The 19193-nt window shown below is 68.6% G+C and carries 16 protein-coding genes; 5 read left to right on the forward strand and 11 right to left on the reverse strand.

The window, feature by feature from the left end; all coding sequences use genetic code 11:
* Positions 1-144: 144 nt before the first annotated feature.
* A complete protein-coding gene (locus ABE483_RS10530; RefSeq protein WP_346481638.1) occupies positions 145-1017 on the reverse strand; it encodes a TolB-like protein in 873 nt (290 codons plus the stop codon).
* A 52-nt stretch (positions 1018-1069) separates the two neighbouring features.
* Here ABE483_RS10530 and aroE point away from each other — a divergent pair, with 52 nt between their 5' ends.
* The 3 genes from aroE (at position 1070) to dinG (ending at position 4531) form a co-directional block, all read left to right on the forward strand.
* The gene (gene aroE / locus ABE483_RS10535) at positions 1070-1915 is read left to right on the forward strand and encodes a shikimate dehydrogenase (RefSeq protein WP_346481639.1); all 846 of its coding nucleotides are present in this window, start codon (positions 1070-1072) and stop codon (positions 1913-1915) included.
* 10 nt (positions 1916-1925) lie between these two features.
* Positions 1926-2288 (forward strand): hypothetical protein, encoded by a 363-nt coding sequence (locus tag ABE483_RS10540; RefSeq protein WP_346481640.1) that lies wholly within the window; start codon positions 1926-1928, stop codon positions 2286-2288.
* A gap of 140 nt (positions 2289-2428) precedes the next feature.
* Entirely contained in the window at positions 2429-4531 is a 2103-nt protein-coding gene (gene dinG / locus ABE483_RS10545) for an ATP-dependent DNA helicase DinG (protein ID WP_346465699.1), read from the forward strand.
* A 164-nt stretch (positions 4532-4695) separates the two neighbouring features.
* On the opposite strand, the gene ilvD is transcribed toward dinG, so the two are convergent.
* The gene (gene ilvD / locus ABE483_RS10550; RefSeq protein ID WP_346481641.1) at positions 4696-6534 is read right to left on the reverse strand and encodes a dihydroxy-acid dehydratase; all 1839 of its coding nucleotides are present in this window, start codon (positions 6532-6534) and stop codon (positions 4696-4698) included.
* Positions 6535-6738: 204 nt separating this feature from the next.
* On the opposite strand from ilvD, the gene ABE483_RS10555 reads away from it, so the two are divergent.
* Entirely contained in the window at positions 6739-7302 is a 564-nt protein-coding gene (locus ABE483_RS10555) for a DUF1190 domain-containing protein (protein WP_259262015.1), read from the forward strand.
* Positions 7303-7305: 3 nt separating this feature from the next.
* Positions 7306-8484, forward strand: a complete 1179-nt coding sequence (locus tag ABE483_RS10560) for a glutathionylspermidine synthase family protein (protein ID WP_313219357.1) — start codon at positions 7306-7308, stop codon at positions 8482-8484.
* Positions 8485-8487: 3 nt separating this feature from the next.
* Here the strand turns inward: ABE483_RS10560 and ABE483_RS10565 are convergent, their stop codons facing one another.
* The 9 genes from ABE483_RS10565 to ABE483_RS10605 all read right to left on the reverse strand — a co-directional run bounded on the left by ABE483_RS10565 (position 8488) and on the right by ABE483_RS10605 (position 19047).
* Positions 8488-9786, reverse strand: coding sequence for a DUF58 domain-containing protein (locus ABE483_RS10565; RefSeq protein ID WP_346481642.1), 1299 nt, complete (start codon positions 9784-9786; stop codon positions 8488-8490).
* A gap of 31 nt (positions 9787-9817) precedes the next feature.
* Entirely contained in the window at positions 9818-10825 is a 1008-nt protein-coding gene (locus ABE483_RS10570) for a MoxR family ATPase (RefSeq protein ID WP_346463380.1), read from the reverse strand.
* Complete coding sequence (locus ABE483_RS10575) at positions 10822-12000, reverse strand: DUF4350 domain-containing protein (RefSeq protein WP_346481643.1); 1179 nt, start codon at positions 11998-12000, stop codon at positions 10822-10824. The genes ABE483_RS10570 and ABE483_RS10575 overlap by 4 nt, the downstream gene beginning before the upstream one ends.
* Positions 11997-13682 carry a DUF4129 domain-containing protein gene (locus ABE483_RS10580; protein ID WP_346481644.1) on the reverse strand — a complete coding sequence of 562 codons (1686 nt, stop codon included), beginning with the start codon at positions 13680-13682 and terminating at the stop codon, positions 11997-11999. Before ABE483_RS10580 ends, ABE483_RS10575 begins: the two co-directional genes overlap by 4 nt.
* Complete coding sequence (locus ABE483_RS10585) at positions 13672-14664, reverse strand: stage II sporulation protein M (RefSeq protein ID WP_313209374.1); 993 nt, start codon at positions 14662-14664, stop codon at positions 13672-13674. Before ABE483_RS10585 ends, ABE483_RS10580 begins: the two co-directional genes overlap by 11 nt.
* Positions 14661-15350: an RDD family protein gene (locus tag ABE483_RS10590; protein ID WP_313219366.1), complete on the reverse strand. Its 690-nt coding sequence runs from the start codon at positions 15348-15350 to the stop codon at positions 14661-14663. Before ABE483_RS10590 ends, ABE483_RS10585 begins: the two co-directional genes overlap by 4 nt.
* A gap of 121 nt (positions 15351-15471) precedes the next feature.
* Complete coding sequence (locus ABE483_RS10595; protein ID WP_313209370.1) at positions 15472-16002, reverse strand: gamma carbonic anhydrase family protein; 531 nt, start codon at positions 16000-16002, stop codon at positions 15472-15474.
* Positions 16003-16137: 135 nt separating this feature from the next.
* Complete coding sequence (gene mnmG, locus ABE483_RS10600) at positions 16138-18027, reverse strand: tRNA uridine-5-carboxymethylaminomethyl(34) synthesis enzyme MnmG (RefSeq protein WP_346481645.1); 1890 nt, start codon at positions 18025-18027, stop codon at positions 16138-16140.
* Between the two features lie 492 nt (positions 18028-18519).
* Complete coding sequence (locus ABE483_RS10605; protein ID WP_346481646.1) at positions 18520-19047, reverse strand: hypothetical protein; 528 nt, start codon at positions 19045-19047, stop codon at positions 18520-18522.
* Positions 19048-19193 lie beyond the last annotated feature (146 nt).

Below are 19193 nucleotides of genomic sequence, written 5' to 3' on the forward strand. Positions count from 1 at the left end.
ACCGGCGTGGGGACCCAAGCTACCCAGCGGTCGCAAGACCTAGAGCCACACGGTCGCCCACGCCGGGCTCTCGGCACCTAAAGTGCCAGATCGGCAAGAGATAAGAGCCACGCCACGCGTGGCTGCCTTGCGGCAACCGCAGCGTCAACCGCAGCCGGTACCTCGCGGCGCTGACGGCGCCTTGATCCGGTACAGATCCAGCCCGCCGGCACGCGGTGCGCGTGCCATGCCAGCCAGGACCATCTCCGACGGCTTCGACGCGTCCACCACCGGCGCACCGGTCTGGCCGTCGGCGGTATTGAAGGACAGCATCAGCGGCACCGCCGCCTGGCGGTGATCGCAGCTCGCCAGCAGGACCTGCGAATGCCCGTCGCTCGCGCGGGTGAACGCCAGTGCGCCGTCATTGTCCAGCCACGCCGCCCCAAGTTCGTCGGCGGCCGTGTTGAGCGGGGCCGGCAGGGCCTGCGCGGTACCGAATCCCTCGCCCTGCACGGGCGCCAGATACAGATCGAAGCCGCCCTGGGTCTGCCTGCCGTTGCGTGAGAACAGCAGCGTGCGCCCATCCGGACGCAGCGCGGGCGCCCGTTCGTCGTCGCGCGTGTTGAGCGCCGGCAGGGCCTGCACGGCCTCGATGGTGCCGTCGGCGGTCACCGGGGCACGGTACAGATCGAAGCCGCCTTTTCCGCCGCTGCGGTCGGAGGCGAAGTACAGCCAGCGGCCATCGTGGCTGAAGTACGGGTCGCGCTCGTCATTGGCGCTGTTGAGCGCGAGCGGGGCAGGGTCCTGCCAGCGCCCCTCGCGCAGCACCGCCTGCCACAGGTCCCAGCCCCCCTTTCCGCCGGGTCGGTCGCTGGCCCAGACGATGCGCTGGCCATCCGCTGCGATCGTGGCCTGCGCCTCGTTGGCCTTGGTCGAGACCACGCCCATGCCCTCGATGCCGAATTCGGAAAGCGCCATCGCGGCGGGTGTGCAGAGTAAACTGGCGCTCAGCGCGAGCAGAGACAATGGAATGCGCATCATCGCGTCCGTTGGGGTTTGCGTTCCATTCTAGGCCCGGAGCAGGAAACCCATGACCGACCGTTACGCCGTATTCGGCCAGCCCATCGCGCATTCGCAGTCGCCGCACATCCATGCCACGTTCGGCCGGCAGGAAGGCCTGGCGCTGGACTACCGTGCGATCGAGGCATCGCCGGGCGAGTTCCTGGCGGCCCTGGACGCCTTTGCCGCCGAGGGGGGCGTGGGCGCCAACATCACCGCGCCGCACAAGGAAGCCGCCTTCGCGCTGTGCACCACGCTGACCTCGCGCGCGCGCCGCGCCGGTGCGGTCAACACGCTGCTGCGCAAGGGCGATCGCTGGCATGGCGATACCACCGATGGTATCGGCCTGGTCCGGGATCTCACCGACCGTCACGGCCTGGACCTGCGTGGCCGCCGCACCCTGTTGATCGGCGCCGGTGGCTCGGCCCGCAGCGTGGCCCCGGCCCTGCTGGATGCCGGCATCCTGGAGCTGGTGGTGGTCAACCGCACCCCCGAGCGCGCCGACGCGCTGATCGATGCGATGGGTGAGCCGGGTCGCGCCATCACCCGCTACTGGGAAGACATCCGCGAGCTGGGCGATTTCGAGCTGATCATCAACGCCACCTCGGCCGGCCGCGACCGCGCCGCGGAGTTCAAGCTGCCGTTGTCGCTGGTCAACAGCATGACCACCGCGGTCGACCTCAACTACGGCGAGGCCGCGATTGCCTTCACTGCGTGGGCGCGCTCGGCCAGCTGCCGCAACATCGTTGATGGCCTGGGCATGCTGGTCGAACAGGCGGCGGAGAGCTTCCTGCAGTGGCACGCCGTGCGCCCGCAGACCGATGCGGTCTACACCGAGCTGCGGACCCAACTGGCCCCGCTGGCCGGCGAGGACTGAGCCGGTGGACATGGATCTGCTGATCTCGATGCTGACCATGGTGGGCGTGCGCCTGCCGGTACTGATCGCGCTGGCGATCGCCGTGGTCTGGGTGGTGGATACCCCGCGCGGCGCGATCCGCAGCGTGGCCTTGGCTGCGCTGGGCGTGATGGCGCTGACCACCCTGGCCGGCCTGGTGCTGAACCTGGTGCCGATGTGGATGGTGCAGCAGGGCAACTACGAGAATCTGCAGCTGATGTCCAAGCTGCTCGGTGCCGGCCACTTCGCGCTCAATCTGTTCGAGGCGCTCGCGCTGGTGCTGCTGGTCTGGGCGATGACCCGCGCGCTGCGCGGCCACGCCGTTCCCCCCACTGCGCCGCTGCCGCCACGCTGAGGGGTGCAGCCACCTGTCGCGGCCCACAGTAAGGGCGTGGGCCGCGTCACGGATATGAACCGGCGCGGAAAATGGCGCCGGTCACGGCCCCCGGGTCGTGAGAAAATGGGGGCCGTGATCCAGTCAGGCAGTCCCCCGGCGTGACCGAAAAAGTTGAAGCTCCCCGCGCCCTGAACGACGAGCTCAAGGCCGGCATCCGCGACGCCTACGCCAAGCTGCAGGCCAATACGCCCGGCTTCAGTACCCGGCGCTCGCAGAGCCAGATGATCGGCGTGGTGTCGCGTGCGCTCTCGCACAGCGGCGGCGTCGGCGTGGTCGAAGCACCCACCGGCGTCGGCAAGTCGCTGGGCTACCTGACCGCCGGCGTGCCGATCGCGCTGGCGACCAAGAAGAAACTGGTGATCAGCACCGGCACCGTGGCGCTGCAGTCGCAGCTGGTCGAGCGCGACATCCCCAATTTCCTCAAGGCCACCGGCATCGAAGCCACCGTGGCGCTGGCCAAGGGCCGCACCCGTTACCTGTGCACCCGCAACGCGGCCGAAGCGCATGGCGATGGCGCGCAGGAAGGCATGTTCGACGACGAACAGCCGTTGTTCGACCGGCCGTTGGCGCCGATCGAGATGGACCTGGCGCAGTCGCTGAGCAAGGCCTTCCTAGAAGGCCGCTGGAACGGTGACCTGGACAACGCGCCGGAAACGATCAGCAACACCCTGCGCTCGCGCATCACCACGCCGGCCTCCGGCTGCGCCGGGCGCAAGTGCGCCTACTCGGCGCAGTGCGCGGTGCTGCGCTCGCGCAACACCGTGCGCGAGGCGCAGATCGTGGTGACCAATCACGCGCTGCTGTTGTCGGCGCTGTCGATCGGCGAGAGCGACAACGGCCAGCCGCTGATCGCGCCGCCCTCGGACATGCTGCTGGTGCTTGATGAAGGGCATCACATCGGCAACGTCGCCATCGACCAGGGCGCGGCCAGCCTCGCGCTGGACGAAATGGCCAAGCGCACCGGCCGTCTGCAGGTGCTGATCGCCGCGTCCTACCGCGCGGTGGACAAGGACAAGCTGGGCAACCTGCTGCCCAACGAGGCGATCGAGGCCGCCGCCAAGGTCAGCAAGCAGCTCAAGGCCTTCCGCGATGTGATCGACCGCAGCTGGCGGCCGGATCCTTCCGCGCAGGAGCCGATGTGGCGCGCTCCGAATGGCCGCTTGCCGGACATCTGGATGCCGGATATCGAGGCCATCGCCGACGACACCCGCGCGCTGTTCAACTGGGCGCACGCCGCGCTGACGCAGGTGGCCAAAGGCAAGCCCGAGGATGCCGCGCGCGAGCGCCTGCAGCGCAACCTCGGCATGGCGCTGGAGATGATCGAGCAGCAGCACAACCTGTGGACCGGCTGGCGCCGCGAGGACAAGGAGGGCCAGCCGCCGACCGCGCGCTGGATCACCCTCTCGCGCGATGGCGATCTGATTCTGCATGGCTCACCGGTCTCGGCCGCGAACGTGCTGCGCAAGCTGCTCTGGGACGAAGTGGACTCGGTGGTGATGACCTCGGCCACGCTCACCGGCGGTGGCGATTTCCAGGCGCTGGCGATCGACAACGGCATTCCGGCCGAGGCCGAGATGGTCTCGCTGGCCTCGCCCTTCGATCTGCCGAACCAAGCGCAGCTGATCGTGCCGGCATTCCCGGTCACCCCGGATGACAAGGAAGGTCACCCCAAGGAAATCGCGAAGTACCTGGTCAAGGAGCTGGACTGGGGCAAGGGCAGCATCGTGCTGTTCACCTCGCGCTGGAAAATGGAAAAGGTGGCCGAGCTGATGCCGGCCGCGCAGCGCAAGCAGGTGCTGGTGCAGGGCGAAACCGCCAAGCAGAAGATGATCGACGAGCACCTGCGGCGCACCTCGGCCGGGGAGGGCTCGGTGCTGTTCGGGCTCAATTCCTTCGGCGAGGGCCTCGATCTGCCCGGCGAAGCCTGCACCACGGTGGTGATCACCCAGGTGCCGTTCGCGGTGCCGACCGACCCGCAGACCTCCACCCTGAGCGAGTGGTTCGAAAGCCGCGGCCTGAACGCCTTCAACCTGATCGCGATCCCGCATGCGCTGCGCACGCTGACCCAGTTCTCCGGCCGGTTGATCCGCACCTCCACCGACACCGGCCGCGTGATCATCCTCGATTCGCGGCTGCTGACCCGCCGCTATGGCAAGCGCATCATCGATTCACTGCCGCCGTTCAAGCGGGTGATCGGGTAGGGATGCATCAGACAGCCACGTGGCCGTGGCGTTCACAACGGTAGAGCCACGCCATGCGTGGCTGCTCTCCGATCAGAACGGGGTAGAGCCACGCCATGCGTGGCTGCTCTCCGATGAGAACGCGCCGCAGCCTGAAACTGCACGCATCCACGCATGGCGTGGGCCTACTCTTCCAGCTTCGCCAGGTCCCGCACCGCACCCTTGTCGGCACTGGTGGCCAGCAACGCGTAGGCCTTCAGCGCGCCGGTGACCTTGCGCGGGCGCACCTCGCGCGGCTTCCAGCCCAGTGCATCCTGCTCGGCGCGGCGTGCGGCCAGCGTGGCGTCATCCAACAGCAGATCGATGCGCCGTGCGGGAATGTCGATGCGGATGCGGTCGCCGTTGCGCACCAGGCCAATGGTGCCGCCCGAGGCCGCTTCCGGCGAGGCATGCCCGATCGACAGGCCCGAGGTGCCGCCGGAGAAACGGCCGTCGGTGAGCAGGGCGCAGTGCTTGCCCAGCCCCTTGGATTTCAGATAACTGGTCGGGTACAGCATCTCCTGCATGCCCGGGCCACCGCGCGGGCCTTCGTAGCGGATCACCACCACGTCGCCGGCCACCACGTCATCGGCGAGGATGCCGGCCACGGCGGCGTCCTGGCTCTCGAACACGCGCGCGTTGCCTTCGAACACGTGGATGGATTCGTCGACGCCGGCGGTCTTCACCACGCAGCCATCGACGGCCAGATTGCCGCGCAGCACCGCCAGCCCGCCTTCGGCCGAATAGGCATGCGCGACGGCGCGGATGCAGCCTTCGGCACGGTCCACGTCCAGCGTCGGCCAGCGCGTGGCCTGGCTGAAGGCGACCTGGGTCGGGATGCCGGCGGGGCCGGCACGGAAGAAATCGTGCACCTTTTCATCGGTGCTCACCGCGACATCCCAGCGTGCGATCGCCTCGGCCAGGGTGCGGCTGTGCACGGTCGGCACGTCGGTATGCAGCAGGCCACCGCGCGCGAGTTCGCCGAGGATGCCGAACACACCGCCAGCGCGATGCACATCCTCCATGTGGTACTTCGGCGTGTTCGGGGCGACCTTGCACAGCTGCGGCACACGGCGCGAGAGTTCGTCGATGGCATGCAGGTCGAAGTCCACCTCCGCTTCCTGCGCCGCGGCCAGCAGATGCAGGATGGTGTTGGTGGAGCCGCCCATGGCGATATCCAGCGTCATCGCGTTCTCGAACGCTTCGCGGGTGGCGATGCCGCGTGGCAATGCACCCACGTCTTCGCCGCCGTACCAGCGGTGGCACAGTTCCACGACCACGCGGCCGGCGCGGCGGAACAGCTGCTCGCGGTCGGCGTGGGTGGCCAGCGTGGAGCCGTTGCCGGGCAGCGACAGCCCCAGCGCTTCGGTCAGGCAGTTCATCGAGTTGGCGGTGAACATGCCCGAGCACGAGCCGCAGGTCGGGCACGCGCTGCGCTCGTACTCGGCGACCTTCTCGTCGCTGGCGCTTTCATCGGCGGCGATCACCATCGCATCCACCAGATCCAGCTTGTGCTCGGACAAGCGCGTCTTGCCCGCTTCCATCGGCCCACCGGAGACGAACACCACCGGGATGTTCAACCGCAGCGCGGCCATCAGCATGCCGGGGGTGATCTTGTCGCAGTTGGAAATGCACACCAGCGCATCGGCGCAATGCGCGTTGACCATGTACTCCACCGAGTCGGCGATGATCTCGCGGCTGGGCAGCGAATACAGCATGCCGTCGTGGCCCATCGCGATGCCGTCATCCACCGCGATCGTATTGAACTCCTTGGCCACGCCGCCGACCTGCTCGATCTCGCGCGCCACCAGTTGCCCCAGGTCCTTGAGGTGCACGTGGCCGGGCACGAACTGGGTGAACGAGTTGGCGATGGCGATGATCGGCTTGTGGAAGTCGCCATCGGTCATGCCGGTGGCGCGCCACAGGGCGCGGGCGCCGGCCATGTTGCGGCCGGCGGTGGAGGTGCGGGAGCGGTATTCAGGCATGGTGGCTGGCAGGATCTGGCGGGCCGTGGGGGCGCGTTTCACCTCGATTCTGCCGAAAAATTCCGGTTGCGTTTGCAACCGTTGCCACCGGTGTTTTCCGGGCAAAACCTGAAACCGCGTTCAGCTGGGCGACTTTGCCGGTTTTGGTTGTTCGCCCCGATCAGGCATGATTGGGGAGATAACCGTACTAGGGGGCATGACGCCATGAAACGTTCCAGGACCACTGCGCTGCTGCTGATGAGCGCCGCGCCGCTGCTGTTCACCGCCTGCCAGAAGAACGAGGCCGTGCAGGTGCAGGAAGGGCTCTACACCTCGGTGCAGGCCTGTACCGAAGCCACCGGCGATCCGTCCAGCTGCCGCACTGCCTTCGCCGAGGCGCAGAAGCAGTCGGCCGATGCCGCCCCCAAGTACGCCACGCGTGAAGCCTGCGAGGCCGAATACAACGCCGAGCAGTGCGTGGAACAGAAGACCTCCACCGGCCATTCGTTCATCGGCCCGATGATGATGGGCTTCTTCATGTCGCAGATGCTGAGCAACCGTGGCGGCGCAGGCCTGGCCCAGCAGCCGGCCGCGAGCCCGGCCTACCAGGACAAGGCCAAGGGCTGGGCACGCCCGGGTCCGTCGACCGGTGGCATGAACACCGCCAGCGGCATCGGCGCCGGCAAGGCCGGCCTGGCCCCGGTCAATGCCACCCCGAACCGGGCGGTCACCGCCAGCCGCGGTGGCTTCGGCAACACCAGCAGCAACCGCAGCAGCGTCGGCGGCTGATCGATGCAGCGCGTGCGTATCGCCGAGCGCAGCCAATGGCGCGCCCGGGCCGAAGAGTCGGGTTTCCGTTTCCACACCATCGATGGCCTGCCGTACTGGGATGAAACCGCGTACTACGCCTTCACCCTGCGCCAGATCGAACAGGACATCGAAGATCCCAGCGCCGAGCTGCATGCGATGGCGATGGACCTGGTGGACGAGGTGGTGGGCAGCCAGCAGCTGATGGACCAGCTGGCGATCCCGCCGCCGTTCCGCGACTGGATCGCTGACAGCTGGCGTCGCCGCGAGCCGCACCTGTATGGGCGGCTGGATTTTGCCTACGACGGCACCGGCCCGGCCAAACTCTACGAGCTGAATTACGACACGCCCACCTCGCTGTTTGAAGCCTCGTTCTTCCAGTGGCAGTGGCTGGAGGACCAGCGCAACCAGAACCGGCTGCCGCCGGATGCCGATCAGTTCAACGCGATCCATGAGGCGCTGGTCGAACGCTTCGGCGAACTGGCCGCGCAGCTGCCGCCGCCGCTGTATTTCAGCGCGGTGGGTGCGTCGGACGAAGACCAGGGCACGGTCGCCTACCTGCGCGACTGCGCGGCCCAGGCCGGCCTGCGCGGCGAAGCGATCGCGATCGAGGATATCGGCCTGTCCGAGGACGGGCGCTTCACTGCGCTCGACGACACCGTGATCGGCAGCCTGTTCAAGCTGTACCCGCTGGAAGACCTGATGACCGAGTCGTTCGGCCAGGCGCTGCCCGCCTCGGGCGTGCAGCTGCTGGAACCGGCGTGGAAGGCGATCCTCAGCAACAAGGGCGTGCTGCCGCTGCTGTGGCAGCGTCACCGTGGCCACCCGAACCTGCTCGCCGCCGAGTTCGACGATGGCAGCGAGCTGCCGCGTGGCTGGGTGCGCAAGCCGCTGTTTTCACGCGAGGGCGCCAATGTGGCCATGCACCTGGCCGATGGCAGCTGGCAGGAAAGCGAAGGCCCGTACACCGGCCCGGCGATCCGCCAGGCCGCGCATCCGCTCACCGCGTTCGATGGCGGCTATCCGCTGATCGGCAGCTGGGTGGTGGGTGACCACGCCTGTGGCATGGGCATCCGCGAAGACAACAGCCGGATCACCCGCGACAGCGCCCGCTTCGTACCGCACGCGATCATCGACGAAGCGCCGACGCGCATCTATCTCTGAGCGTTACAGCAACCCATCCCGCTTGACCGCCAGGTAGCGTTCCACCAGCGCGCCGGGCAGGGCCTCGGCGGTGACATCCAGCACCATCACCCGGTGGCTGCGCAGCGCGTCATGTGCGTCGCTGCGCTGCTGCAGGTAACGCGCGATCGCGCCGGCCTGGGTGGCGTCCTGCAGGGTCTCCACCGGCTGGGCCAGCGCATCGTCCAGCGCGCTCTCGCGCAGGCTGGCCACGCACACCAGGTGCTGGCGCTGCAGCAGGCGCACTGCGGCGAGCAGGTCTTCGATGTCCTCATCGCGCACGTTGGTGACCAGCATCACCAGCGAGCGCCGGCGCTGACGCAGCGACAACTCGGTGGCAGCGGCGAGGTAATCGGTGGCCACCGGCTGCGCCTGCAGATCGTAGCTGGCGCGCAGCAGGGTATCGATGGTGCCCATGCCGCGTCTGGGCGCGACCCAGCGGCTGTCGCCCCCGGCCGCAAACAGGCCCACACCGTCGCCCTGGCGCAGCGCGAGGTAGGACACCACCAGCGCCGCGTTGAGCACATGATCGAAGTGCGACAGGCCACCTTCGCTGGCCATCATGCGCCGGCCGGTGTCGATCATCAGCACCAGCTGCTGGTTCTTCTCGTCCTGGTATTCGCGGGAGATCAGCTTGCGCGCCCGCGCGGTCGCCTTCCAGTCGATCTGGCGCAGGCTGTCGCCGACGCGGTACTCGCGCATCTGGTGGAAGTCGGTGCCTTCGCCGCGGCGGCGCTTGAGGTGCGCGCCGACCAGGCGCGAGGCCTGTTCGGCACTGAACAATGCGAAGCGCGTCAGCGGGGCGAAGTTCGGGTACACGCGCACCGCCAGCGCCGGCGGCAGTTGCCGCCGTTGATGCCACAGCCGCCACGCGCTGTGCATGCGCAGGTGCACGCCCTCGAAGACGAAACGGCCACGCGCGGTCGGGGTCAGCCGGTACGCCACGCTGCTGGCGACCATCGGTTTGAGCGCCAGCGACCGCGGCAGGCCCTGCAGGCTCCAGCCGCCGGGCACCAGATCGAACACGTCCACGCGCTGGTGGCGGCTCGATTCCAGCCGCAGCGTCGCCTCGCGTTCAACGTTCAGTGCCAGCGACTCCGGCAGCTCGCGGTGCACACTCGGCGAGGGCTGGCGGCGCAGGCGCAGCAGGTCCACCAGCGCAATCAGCGCCACGCCGCCACCGATCGCCCACCAGACCGCATGCGGCCAGGCGCCGAGCACCACCGGCACGCCGAGCAGGCCCCAGCCGGCCAGCAATGCCAGCAGCAGCGCGCCCGGCCTCATGCCGATCGCTCGCGATGGAGGACGCGCGCCCTCATTTGCGCGGTGCGTCCACCTTGGCCAGCAGCGCGGTCAAGGCATCGTCGGCGCTTTGCCCTTCGATCTGCAGTTCCGGTGCCAAGGCGATGCGGTGGCGCAACGCCGGCTTGGCGATGTCGCGTACGTCATCGGGGGTGACGAAATCACGGCCGGACAGCACCGCCTGCGCACGCGCCGCACGCACCAGCGCGATGCTGCCGCGCGGCCCGGCGCCGAGGGCGATACCCGGCCACTGCCGGGTGGCAGCCACGATCCGCACCGCGTAGTCGATCACTTCCGGATCGACCGTGATCGCCGCGGTCGCCTGCTGCAGCGCGACCACCTCGGCCCCGCTCAGCACGCGTGGCACCTGCGAGAGATCGAAGTCGGCCGCGCTGCGGCCGGTGGTGATCGCATCGACCATGCGCTTCTCGTCGTCCAGCGTCGGGTAATCGATCAGCACCTTGAGCAGGAAGCGGTCCAGCTGTGCTTCGGGCAGCGGGTAGGTGCCTTCCTGCTCGACCGGGTTCTGCGTGGCCAGGGTCAGGAAGGGCGGGGACAGCGCGAACGCCTTGCCTTCGATGGTGACCTGGCCTTCCTGCATCACTTCCAGCAGGGCCGACTGGGTCTTGGCCGGGGCCCGATTGATTTCATCGGCGAGCAGCAGGTTGGTGAACACCGGGCCGCGACGGATCTTGAAGCTCTCGGTCTTCGGGTCGTACACCGCATGGCCGCTGACATCGCTGGGCATCAGGTCCGGGGTGAACTGCACGCGGCCATAGTCCAGCTCCAACGCCTGGGCGAGGGCGCGCACCAGCAGGGTCTTGCCCAGCCCGGGCACGCCTTCGATCAGCACGTGGCCGCCGGCCAGCAGCGCGATCAGGATCTGGTCGAGCACCTCGGGCTGGCCGATGAAGGCGCGGCCCACGGCCTCGCGCACGGCATCGACGCGCTCGGACAACGGCGATGGGGATGGCGTCACGGCAGGCGGGGACAACGGCGGCGGAAGCGTCGGCTCGGTCATAGCAGGTTTCTCATCTGGATCAGCAGGCGGATGCGGTCGCGCAGGCCGGCGACGTCGTGGGAAGCGGGTGGGGTCAAGGCGGTCTGCACGCGCTCGTGCGACCACTGCAGCAAGGTGGCGACGGCCTGTACCCGGGCCTCGCCGGTCAGTGCGGCTGCACTCGGCGAACGCCGCCGCAGACGCGCCAGGAACGCGCGGCGGACCGCGTCATACAACAGCGGTGCCTTGCCAAAGCGCAACAGGTGGTCGCCGCTGGCGCGGATGTGTTCGAGCAGCGAGCGGCGTTCCGCGGCAGGCGAGGGCAGTTCACTGCCCAGGCGCTGGGTGCGCTGCCAGAGCCAGCCGAGCAGGGCCAGCAGCAACGGCGCCCACACCGGCCAGCCGAGGTAGAACACGCGGTTCCACAACGACGGCGGGCGCGAAGCGTAGACCAGCCACATCGTGCCCTTGCCGTAGTTGGGCGCCAGCACGTAGCGGGTGAGATCGCGGTGGGCTTTGTCGTGCAGGCCATCAACGAGGGCGTTGGCAGCGTTTGGCGGAACGGTCGGGTTGGGCCGGCCCTTGCCCTGCATGAAGGCCATGTCGGCCAGCACATCGATGCGCCCCTGGCCGTGGCGCAGGCGGGCGAAGACCCGATTGGCCGCGTTGCCCCACTCGCGCTCGAGCCCCATGCCCGCGGGTGGCTCCACCGCGAAGCGGCGGCCAGTGCAGAACTCCACATGCTGCGGGTCATCGCGCACGTGGAACTGCTGGCAATCACTTCCGCGGTCCGCGCTGTCCACGCCGAGCGCGTCCAGCAGCGGGCCATTGCGGGCGGTGTCCTTGCCCACCGGTGGCGTGCGCACGATCAGGTGCCCACCACGCTTCACCCAGGCCATCAGCGTTGCTACGGCAGGTGCGGGCACTTCCGCGCTGTCCTGCAGCAGCACCAGGGTATCGCCCGGCGCCAGCGGCATCCGGGTCAGGTCCAGGCGTGGCCGCGACTGCACGGTCAGCCCGTCCGCACGCAGCGCCTGGCCGAGGACGTACAGCGGGTTGTAGCTGGCTTCGCCCTGTGGCGGCAGGTGCTCTGTGTGCGTCACCCGCTCGTGGGTGCGCAGGAACAGGATCGCCAGCGGTACGCCGATCACCAGCAGGCCCAGGCCGACCAGCAGCCAGCGCAGGCGGGCGCTCACGCGCGCCACCCGAACTGGGCCTGCAGAATCGTCGCCAGCGCATCGAAGTCATCATCGCTAGGCAGTCGGCCGGCATAGGCCGCGTACTGCCAGACCCGCACGATGCGCGCGAACAGGCTGCGGTCGGCCTCGGCCGGCATCCGTCGCGAGGCCCGCAGGCATTGGGCCTCGGTCGCACCCGGGGGCAGGTTGATCTGCGCCCGTTCGCTCATCGACTCCACACTCGCGCGGTACAGCAGCGCCAGCGCCTGGCGTGGGCGGCCCTCCTGCCACAGGGCACGCGCACGCGCGGCGGGATCGGGCGGCGCCACGTCCGGTACCCGGATCGGCTCTTCCACCACGGCCGCCGCCTTTGCCCGGCGGCGCTGGCCGGAGCCGCGCAGCCACGGCAGCCAGCGCGGTGCGGTGGCCAGCAGCAGCAACACCAGGACCCCGACCACCGCCCACAGCGTCCATTCGGCGATCCGGGCCGGCAACAGCGGCCCCTTGCTGCCGCGTTGGCCATTGGCCTTGGCCGCGGCCTCACGTTTCGCCTTCTCCGCCTCGGTTGCATCGCGCTCGATGCGCGTCCACTCGGTGACCTCACGGGTCGGACTCTGCAGCGGGTCTTCATACGCGCGCTGCACGGCCTGGCGGAAGCCAGCCGTATCCACCGCTTCAGCGCCAAAGATGACCGGGGGCGTGTTGTCCGGATCATTGTCGTACGTACGCGGCGGGTCATCGGCGTCATCGTCGTCGCCACCGTCGGCATCCGCGACCGCGTCCGCGTCCGAAGCCGTATCGGCGTCCTGCGCAGGCGACGGAGCGTCATCGGCCGGCGTCGGCAACGCACCCTTGGTGTTCGACTGCGCCGGTGCCTGTTGGGCGTGCAGTGCCGCGCCCGGCCAGACCAGCACAAGGGCCAGCACCAGCAGTGGCGCAGCGCGCTGCAACCGTGCATGCAGGCGCCGGAAGGCGATCTCCAGGTCCCATGCTTCCATCTGCGTACGCCGGTCCAGATACAGGCCGAAGCCGGCACCGACATAGAACGGCCCGATCAGTGTGGCGGCCAACCAGAACAGCAGGTTCACGCCCAGCTGCATCCACGCCGGCATGTCCTGCTTGGCCAGTTCCCACGCCGCGCGCCAGGACTCGGACAACAGGTCCACCGGGATGAACAGGAACACCGCGGCGATGCCGCCGACCACCAGCACGATCTCGAAGACCATGCACACCAGCGTCAGCAGTACGGCATGGCCCATCGCGCCACCGGCGATGGCGCGCCGACGTTGGCGACGATGCGCGGCGTCGGTGCCCTCCAGCAGATTCACCGGCAGCAGCACCGAGCGCAGCGGACTCAGGCGCCGCCAGCCCAGATAGCCCCAGAAGCCCTCCCAGCCCCACGTGCGCTGCGCGCGCAATGTCTGCGGGGTGGTGGATGCATCGCCGAACACCCCGCGCGAGATCACATACAACGCGATGCGCTCGAACAACGGCTTGAGCCACCACATCGCCAACCAGGCCCAGCCGAAACTGTCGGTCCACCAGGCCAGCGCGTTGAGCAACACGAACAACGGCAGCGACACGACGACCCACGGCGCCCAGATCGCCGCGGCATGCCGACGCACCAGGGCCATGCCCAGCTCCATGGCTTCCCAGCCGGAGCGTGCGCGAAGGACGATGTTGAGCCGGTCAATCTGCATCGGCCCCTCCGCGTCCGCCGCGCCACAACCACACCAACACCGCGGTCCACAGCACGGCCGCCACGCTGTATTTGCCCCAGGCCGGAATCGCCGCGATAGAGGACCAGAACGCTTCGATGAAGGCGGCGATCAGCAACATCGCCGCGACCCCAACGCACAGCTTGGCCCCGATCACACCGCCCTCGACCAGCGCATCGATGCGACGCCGGCGGCCGGGCGCGAGCAGTTTCATGCCCAGCTGCAATCCAGCGCCGCCGGCGATCACGATCGCGGTCAGTTCGAACGCGCCGTGGCCCGCCACGAAGCGCCAGAACGGATCGCCGTGGCCGACGTGCTGCAGATGGCCGGCGACCGATCCGATGCCGACGCCGTTGAACAGCATCACCAACACCGTGCCGACGCCGGCGATCAGCCCGAAGGCGAACGTGCGCAGGCCGATGCTGATGTTGTTCATGATGTAGTAGCCGAACATCGTCCAGTTGGTGCCGCTGTCGCGGCCCAGGTTCGGCGAGGCCGGGTCGTACATGCGTTCGAATTCGGCGATGCGCGCGTTGTCCATCAGCAGATGGATCAGCTCGGGGCGCCACAGGATCAGCGCGAAGCTGCCCACCAGCGGCACCACGAACAACGCTGCGGCTACCCACATGCTGCGCGCCTGGCTGCGCACCAGCTGCGGGAAATCGGCGAACAGGAAGGCGAGTGCTCGCTGCCACTGCGGACGCGGGGTGCGGTAGAGCAACGTGTGGCCCTGCTGCATCAACTGCTGCAGGCGTGCCACCAGCTGCGGGCTGTAACCGCGCCGACGCGCCAGTGCCAGCTGTTGGCACAGGCGGCGGTAGCGTTGCGGGAAATCACCATCGTCCAGGCCCTCGTGGACCGGCTGCCGGCGCGCCTGCCGCGGGCGCTCACCGCGCTGGGCCAGCCACTCCTCCAGCGCCTGCCATTCGGCCTGGTAGCGGGCGACGAACTGCTCCTGTCTCATCGCCGCCCCAGCAGCCAGTTGGCCATCGCATACAGGCGCAGCACGCCGAGCTGGCCGTGGCTGCCGGTGAGTGGCGACGCGACGTCGGCCAGCTCCTGCTGGCGCGGGGCCGATAGCCGCGGCGCGCGTTCGGCGAAGGCGACCACGGCAGCCTGTTCGGCCGGCTGCAGGGGCTGCGGCGGGGGCAGCACGCTGCCGACCGGCACGGTACCCCCCAGCGGCGCTGCGCCCTGGTGGATCACCACGGTGCCGGCGACCAGATCGCCAAGGCGGCGGCCATGCGCATCGAACAGACTCGACAGCAGTCCCAGCGCGTAGCCGAACGGCAGCATGTCCACGGTGCGTAGCAGGTTGCGGGTGATCGCGCTCATCCAGCCGATCGGTCCACCATCGCGCGCGACCACGCGCAGGCCCATCGCGCGCTTGCCCAGCGTGCGGCCCCAGCAGGCTTCCTGGACGATGGTGTAGGCCCACATCAGCAGGAACATCAGGCCGAGGTAGAGCCCTTGGCCGAACCCGCCGAGGAAGGCCAGCGGAATGCTCAGCATCATCAATGCGCCGACCCGGATCACGAAGTCGATCGCCCACGCCAGCGCACGCGGCAACGGCCCGGCGACCGGCAGGTGCAGGGGCACGCCTTCAGGGGTGATGACCTCCCGGTAGGTATCCAGCATGGGTGCGCTCATCGGCGGCGCTTCACGGTGGATCGTACGGAAGGCCACGGGGGACGCCGGATTCCTCTCCGGTCTGCCAGCGGGGGCATGCGGTTCTCGACTGCTTCCTGGTCGGCTGAGGACTTTACCGCAATCAACCCCGGTACTGGTCCTTCAGGCGCACGTAGTGATCGGCCGAGTAATGCAGCGACTCGATCTCCTTGTCGCTGAGCGTGCGCGCCAGCCGTGCCGGGTTGCCCAGCCACAGTTCGCCTTCGCCGACCACCTTGCCCGGGCCGAGCACCGCGCCGGCGCCGAGGAAGCCATGGGTGCTCACCGTCGCGCCGTCCAGGATGCAGGCGCCCATGCCGATCAGGCAGTAATCGCCGATCGTGCAGGCATGGATGATGGTGCCGTGGCCGACCGTGACGCCCTCACCGATGATCGTCGGGTAGCCGCCCTTGTTGAACGGGCTGTGGTGGCTGACGTGGATGATGGTGCCGTCCTGGATGTTGCTGCGCGCACCGATCCGCACGTGGTTCACATCGCCGCGGATCACCGTACCCGGCCACACCGAGACGTCATCGCCCAGCACCACATCGCCGATGATCGTGCAGGCCGGATCGATGTAGACGCGCTCGCCGAGCACGGGCAGTTTGTCGAGGAAGGGGCGGATCGGGGACATGCGCAAACTCCGGCAACGCAGGGGCTGGGACGCCGCCTGCAGCGTTGTCCCGGCCCCCGATGATAGCGCGGGGGCGCCCGCCACCCGCCGATACCCGTACACCAACGGTCGGCTCTACCGGCGGTGGGTGCTGTGTTACGCGGCGCGGGTGCGGCGCGCGCGCTCCAGATGCACCAGCAGCAGCGAGATCGCCGCCGGGGTCATGCCGGGGATGCGCTGGGCCTGGCCGAGGGTCTGCGGCCGCACGCGTTCGAGTTTCTGCTGCACTTCCGCCGAGAGGCCGCGCACGCCGGCGTAATCGAAATCGGCCGCGATCGCGGTGTTCTCGTGGCGCTGCTGGCGTTCGATCTCGTCGCGCTGGCGGTCCAGGTAGCCGGCGTACTTCACCCCGATCTCGACCTGCTCGGCGACCTTGGCATCGGCCACGGCCGGGCCAAGCGAGGGCACCTGCATGAGCGTGGCGTAGTCCAGTTCCGGGCGCTTGATCAGATCCAGCACATTGGTTTCGCGGCTGACCGCCACGCCCAGCGTGGCCTCCACTTCGCGGCCCAGCGCATTGCCCGGCGTGGCCCACAGCGCACGCAGCCGTGCGGTTTCCTGCGTCACGGCGTCCTGCTTGGTCTGGAAGGCGGCCCAGCGGCGGTCGTCGACCAGGCCCAGCTCGCGGCCGAGGCCGGTCAGGCGCACATCGGCGTTGTCCTCGCGCAGCTGCAGCCGGTACTCGGCGCGGCTGGTGAACATGCGATACGGCTCGTTGGTGCCGTGGGTGATCAGATCGTCGACCAGCACGCCCAGGTAGGCCTCATCGCGGCGCGGGCACCAGCCGGCGTCGTCACGGGTGAAGCGCGCGGCGTTGAGCCCGGCCAGCAGGCCCTGCGCGGCGGCTTCTTCATAGCCGGTGGTGCCGTTGATCTGGCCCGCGAAGAACAGGCCGCTGACGGTCTTGGTCTCCAACGTGTTCTTCAGCCCGCGCGGATCGAAGAAGTCGTATTCGATCGCGTAGCCGGGGCGGGTGATGTGCGCGTTCTCGAAGCCACGCATGCTGCGCACCAGTTCCAGCTGCACATCGAAGGGCAGCGAGGTGGAGATGCCGTTGGGGTAGATTTCGACCACATCCAGCCCTTCCGGCTCGACGAAGATCTGGTGACTGGCCTTTTCGGCGAAACGCACCACCTTGTCCTCGATGGAGGGGCAGTAGCGCGGGCCGATGCCTTCGATCTGGCCGCTGTACAGCGGCGAGCGGTGCAGGGCGTTGCGGATGATCTCGTGGGTGCGCTCGCTGGTGTGGGTGATCCAGCAGCTCACCTGCGCCGGGTGCTCGTCCACGCTGCCGAGGAAGGACATCACCGGGCGCGGATCGTCGCCGGGCTGTTCTTCCATCACGGTGTAATCCAGCGAACGGCCGTCGATCCGTGGCGGCGTGCCGGTCTTGAGGCGGTCGATCACGAACGGGCGCTCGCGCAGGCGCGCGGCCAGCGTGGTTGCCGGCGGGTCGCCCATGCGACCGGCGGCGTACTGGGTTTCACCGACGTGGATCTTGCCCGCCAGGAAGGTGCCGGCGGTAAGCACCACCGCGGCCGCGCTGAAGCGCAGCCCGGTCTGGGTGATCGCACCGCGCACGGCATCGCCTTCGATGATCAGGTCATCGACCGCCGCCTGGAAGACCGTCAGGTTGGACTGGGCTTCGACGATCTGGCGGATCGCCATCCGGTACAGATTGCGGTCGGCCTGGCAGCGCGTGGCGCGCACGGCCGGGCCTTTGGAGGCATTGAGCGTGCGCCACTGGATACCGGCGCGGTCGGCGGCATGCGCCATCGCGCCACCCAGGGCGTCGATTTCCTTGACCAGGTGGCCCTTGCCGATCCCGCCGATGGCCGGGTTGCAGCTCATCGCGCCGATCGTTTCCACGTTGTGGGTCAGCAGCAGGGTGCGCGCACCGCTGCGCGCGGCCGCCAGCGCGGCCTCGGTGCCGGCGTGGCCGCCGCCGATGACGATCACGTCGTAGCGGTAGAAGGTGTCAGTCATGGCGGAGGAACTCGGGACGGGGCCGGGCAGCCCGGATCAGCCCTGGAGGCAGGGCGCGGGTGGCGATTTTAGCGCCATTCGTCGGGGGCCATGACATCCACCCTCAAGTTGGCACGTTTTCTGCAGATAACCCAATAGCACCCAGGATGGCATGCGCCTTGTGCGTAACGGACCGGAATTGGAACAGGGGCCGGTCCAAGCGCATCGTGGGGAAGCAGAGGGGCCGGTAGTCGGGGGACTGCCGGCCCTGTTTTTTTGCCGGCCCGCGCCGGTTTCATGGGCGCCAGATACAAAAGGCCCCGCCATTGGCGGGGCCTTCTGCGTTGTAGGTGCCGACATCCGACAGGGCCGGAACAGGGGGGATCCAGATGTTCCTGGCGGATATCGACATAGAGCCGAATGTGACGCCACTTGTCGCTTTTGGCACTTTGTGACCGTGACTGTCACCGCCCGGCTAGAGTGAACTGCCGGGCGCGTGAAAATCAAGCCATCTCAAGGCTCAACTGTGCGTTGGTTCGCATTGTTGAGATTCCGCCACGGGGAACCGTTCATCCTGGGCGCAGACGGACGCGGTGCCTGGGCCGGGCGTGCCTGGGGCGGCGACGACGGGCGCTGCTGTTGCCGCTGCTGCGGGCGGCGCGGGCCACCGACCGAATCCATGTTCCGCCACGGCGAGCCGCCGTTGTTCGGACGCGGGCGATCCGGCGGACGGGTGGGGTTGCCGTTGCCGTTGCCGGGGCGCGGCGGCGGCCGATGATTGTGCGGCGGGCGATAGTTCGGGTACGGGCGATACACCGGATAGCCGTAGCCACCGCCATACCCACCGCCGTAACCGTAGTAGCCACCCCCGTAGTAGCCGCTGCCGTATCCGTAGGGATACCCGGCCGGGTAGCGATACTCGACCGAAGGTGCGCCGTGGTAGTAGCCATTGCCGCCGCCGCCACCGCCGACATAGTCGTACGTCGCGCAGCCGGACAGGGCCAATAACAGGCCACCGGCAAGAACAAGGCGCATTTTCATGATGGGGTCCCCCCAAAGGGCTGTAGGGCCAGCTTCCGCCCAGGGCGTTGAATCGGCCCTTAACTCGGCCCGATCCGAATGAATGGTTGCCATGCTGACACGTTCATCCAGGCGGGTGTGGACGTGGGGCATACGTTAATCTTGCG

This window comes from Stenotrophomonas sp. TWI602 (assembly GCF_039674045.1).
Taxonomy (GTDB): domain Bacteria; phylum Pseudomonadota; class Gammaproteobacteria; order Xanthomonadales; family Xanthomonadaceae; genus Stenotrophomonas.

What these genes read in the sequence shown, in the direction of transcription:
- ABE483_RS10530 (WP_346481638.1), bottom strand. Translation starts at nt 1,017, where the DNA reads ATGCGCATTCCATTGTCTCTGCTCGCGCTGAGCGCCAGTTTACTCTGC.
- aroE (WP_346481639.1), top strand. Translation starts at nt 1,070, where the DNA reads ATGACCGACCGTTACGCCGTATTCGGCCAGCCCATCGCGCATTCGCAG.
- ABE483_RS10540 (WP_346481640.1), top strand. Translation starts at nt 1,926, where the DNA reads ATGGATCTGCTGATCTCGATGCTGACCATGGTGGGCGTGCGCCTGCCG.
- ilvD (WP_346481641.1), bottom strand. Translation starts at nt 6,534, where the DNA reads ATGCCTGAATACCGCTCCCGCACCTCCACCGCCGGCCGCAACATGGCC.
- ABE483_RS10555 (WP_259262015.1), top strand. Translation starts at nt 6,739, where the DNA reads ATGAAACGTTCCAGGACCACTGCGCTGCTGCTGATGAGCGCCGCGCCG.
- ABE483_RS10560 (WP_313219357.1), top strand. Translation starts at nt 7,306, where the DNA reads ATGCAGCGCGTGCGTATCGCCGAGCGCAGCCAATGGCGCGCCCGGGCC.
- ABE483_RS10565 (WP_346481642.1), bottom strand. Translation starts at nt 9,786, where the DNA reads ATGAGGCCGGGCGCGCTGCTGCTGGCATTGCTGGCCGGCTGGGGCCTG.
- ABE483_RS10570 (WP_346463380.1), bottom strand. Translation starts at nt 10,825, where the DNA reads ATGACCGAGCCGACGCTTCCGCCGCCGTTGTCCCCGCCTGCCGTGACG.
- ABE483_RS10580 (WP_346481644.1), bottom strand. Translation starts at nt 13,682, where the DNA reads ATGCAGATTGACCGGCTCAACATCGTCCTTCGCGCACGCTCCGGCTGG.
- ABE483_RS10585 (WP_313209374.1), bottom strand. Translation starts at nt 14,664, where the DNA reads ATGAGACAGGAGCAGTTCGTCGCCCGCTACCAGGCCGAATGGCAGGCG.
- ABE483_RS10590 (WP_313219366.1), bottom strand. Translation starts at nt 15,350, where the DNA reads ATGAGCGCACCCATGCTGGATACCTACCGGGAGGTCATCACCCCTGAA.
- ABE483_RS10595 (WP_313209370.1), bottom strand. Translation starts at nt 16,002, where the DNA reads ATGTCCCCGATCCGCCCCTTCCTCGACAAACTGCCCGTGCTCGGCGAG.
- mnmG (WP_346481645.1), bottom strand. Translation starts at nt 18,027, where the DNA reads ATGACTGACACCTTCTACCGCTACGACGTGATCGTCATCGGCGGCGGC.
- ABE483_RS10605 (WP_346481646.1), bottom strand. Translation starts at nt 19,047, where the DNA reads ATGAAAATGCGCCTTGTTCTTGCCGGTGGCCTGTTATTGGCCCTGTCC.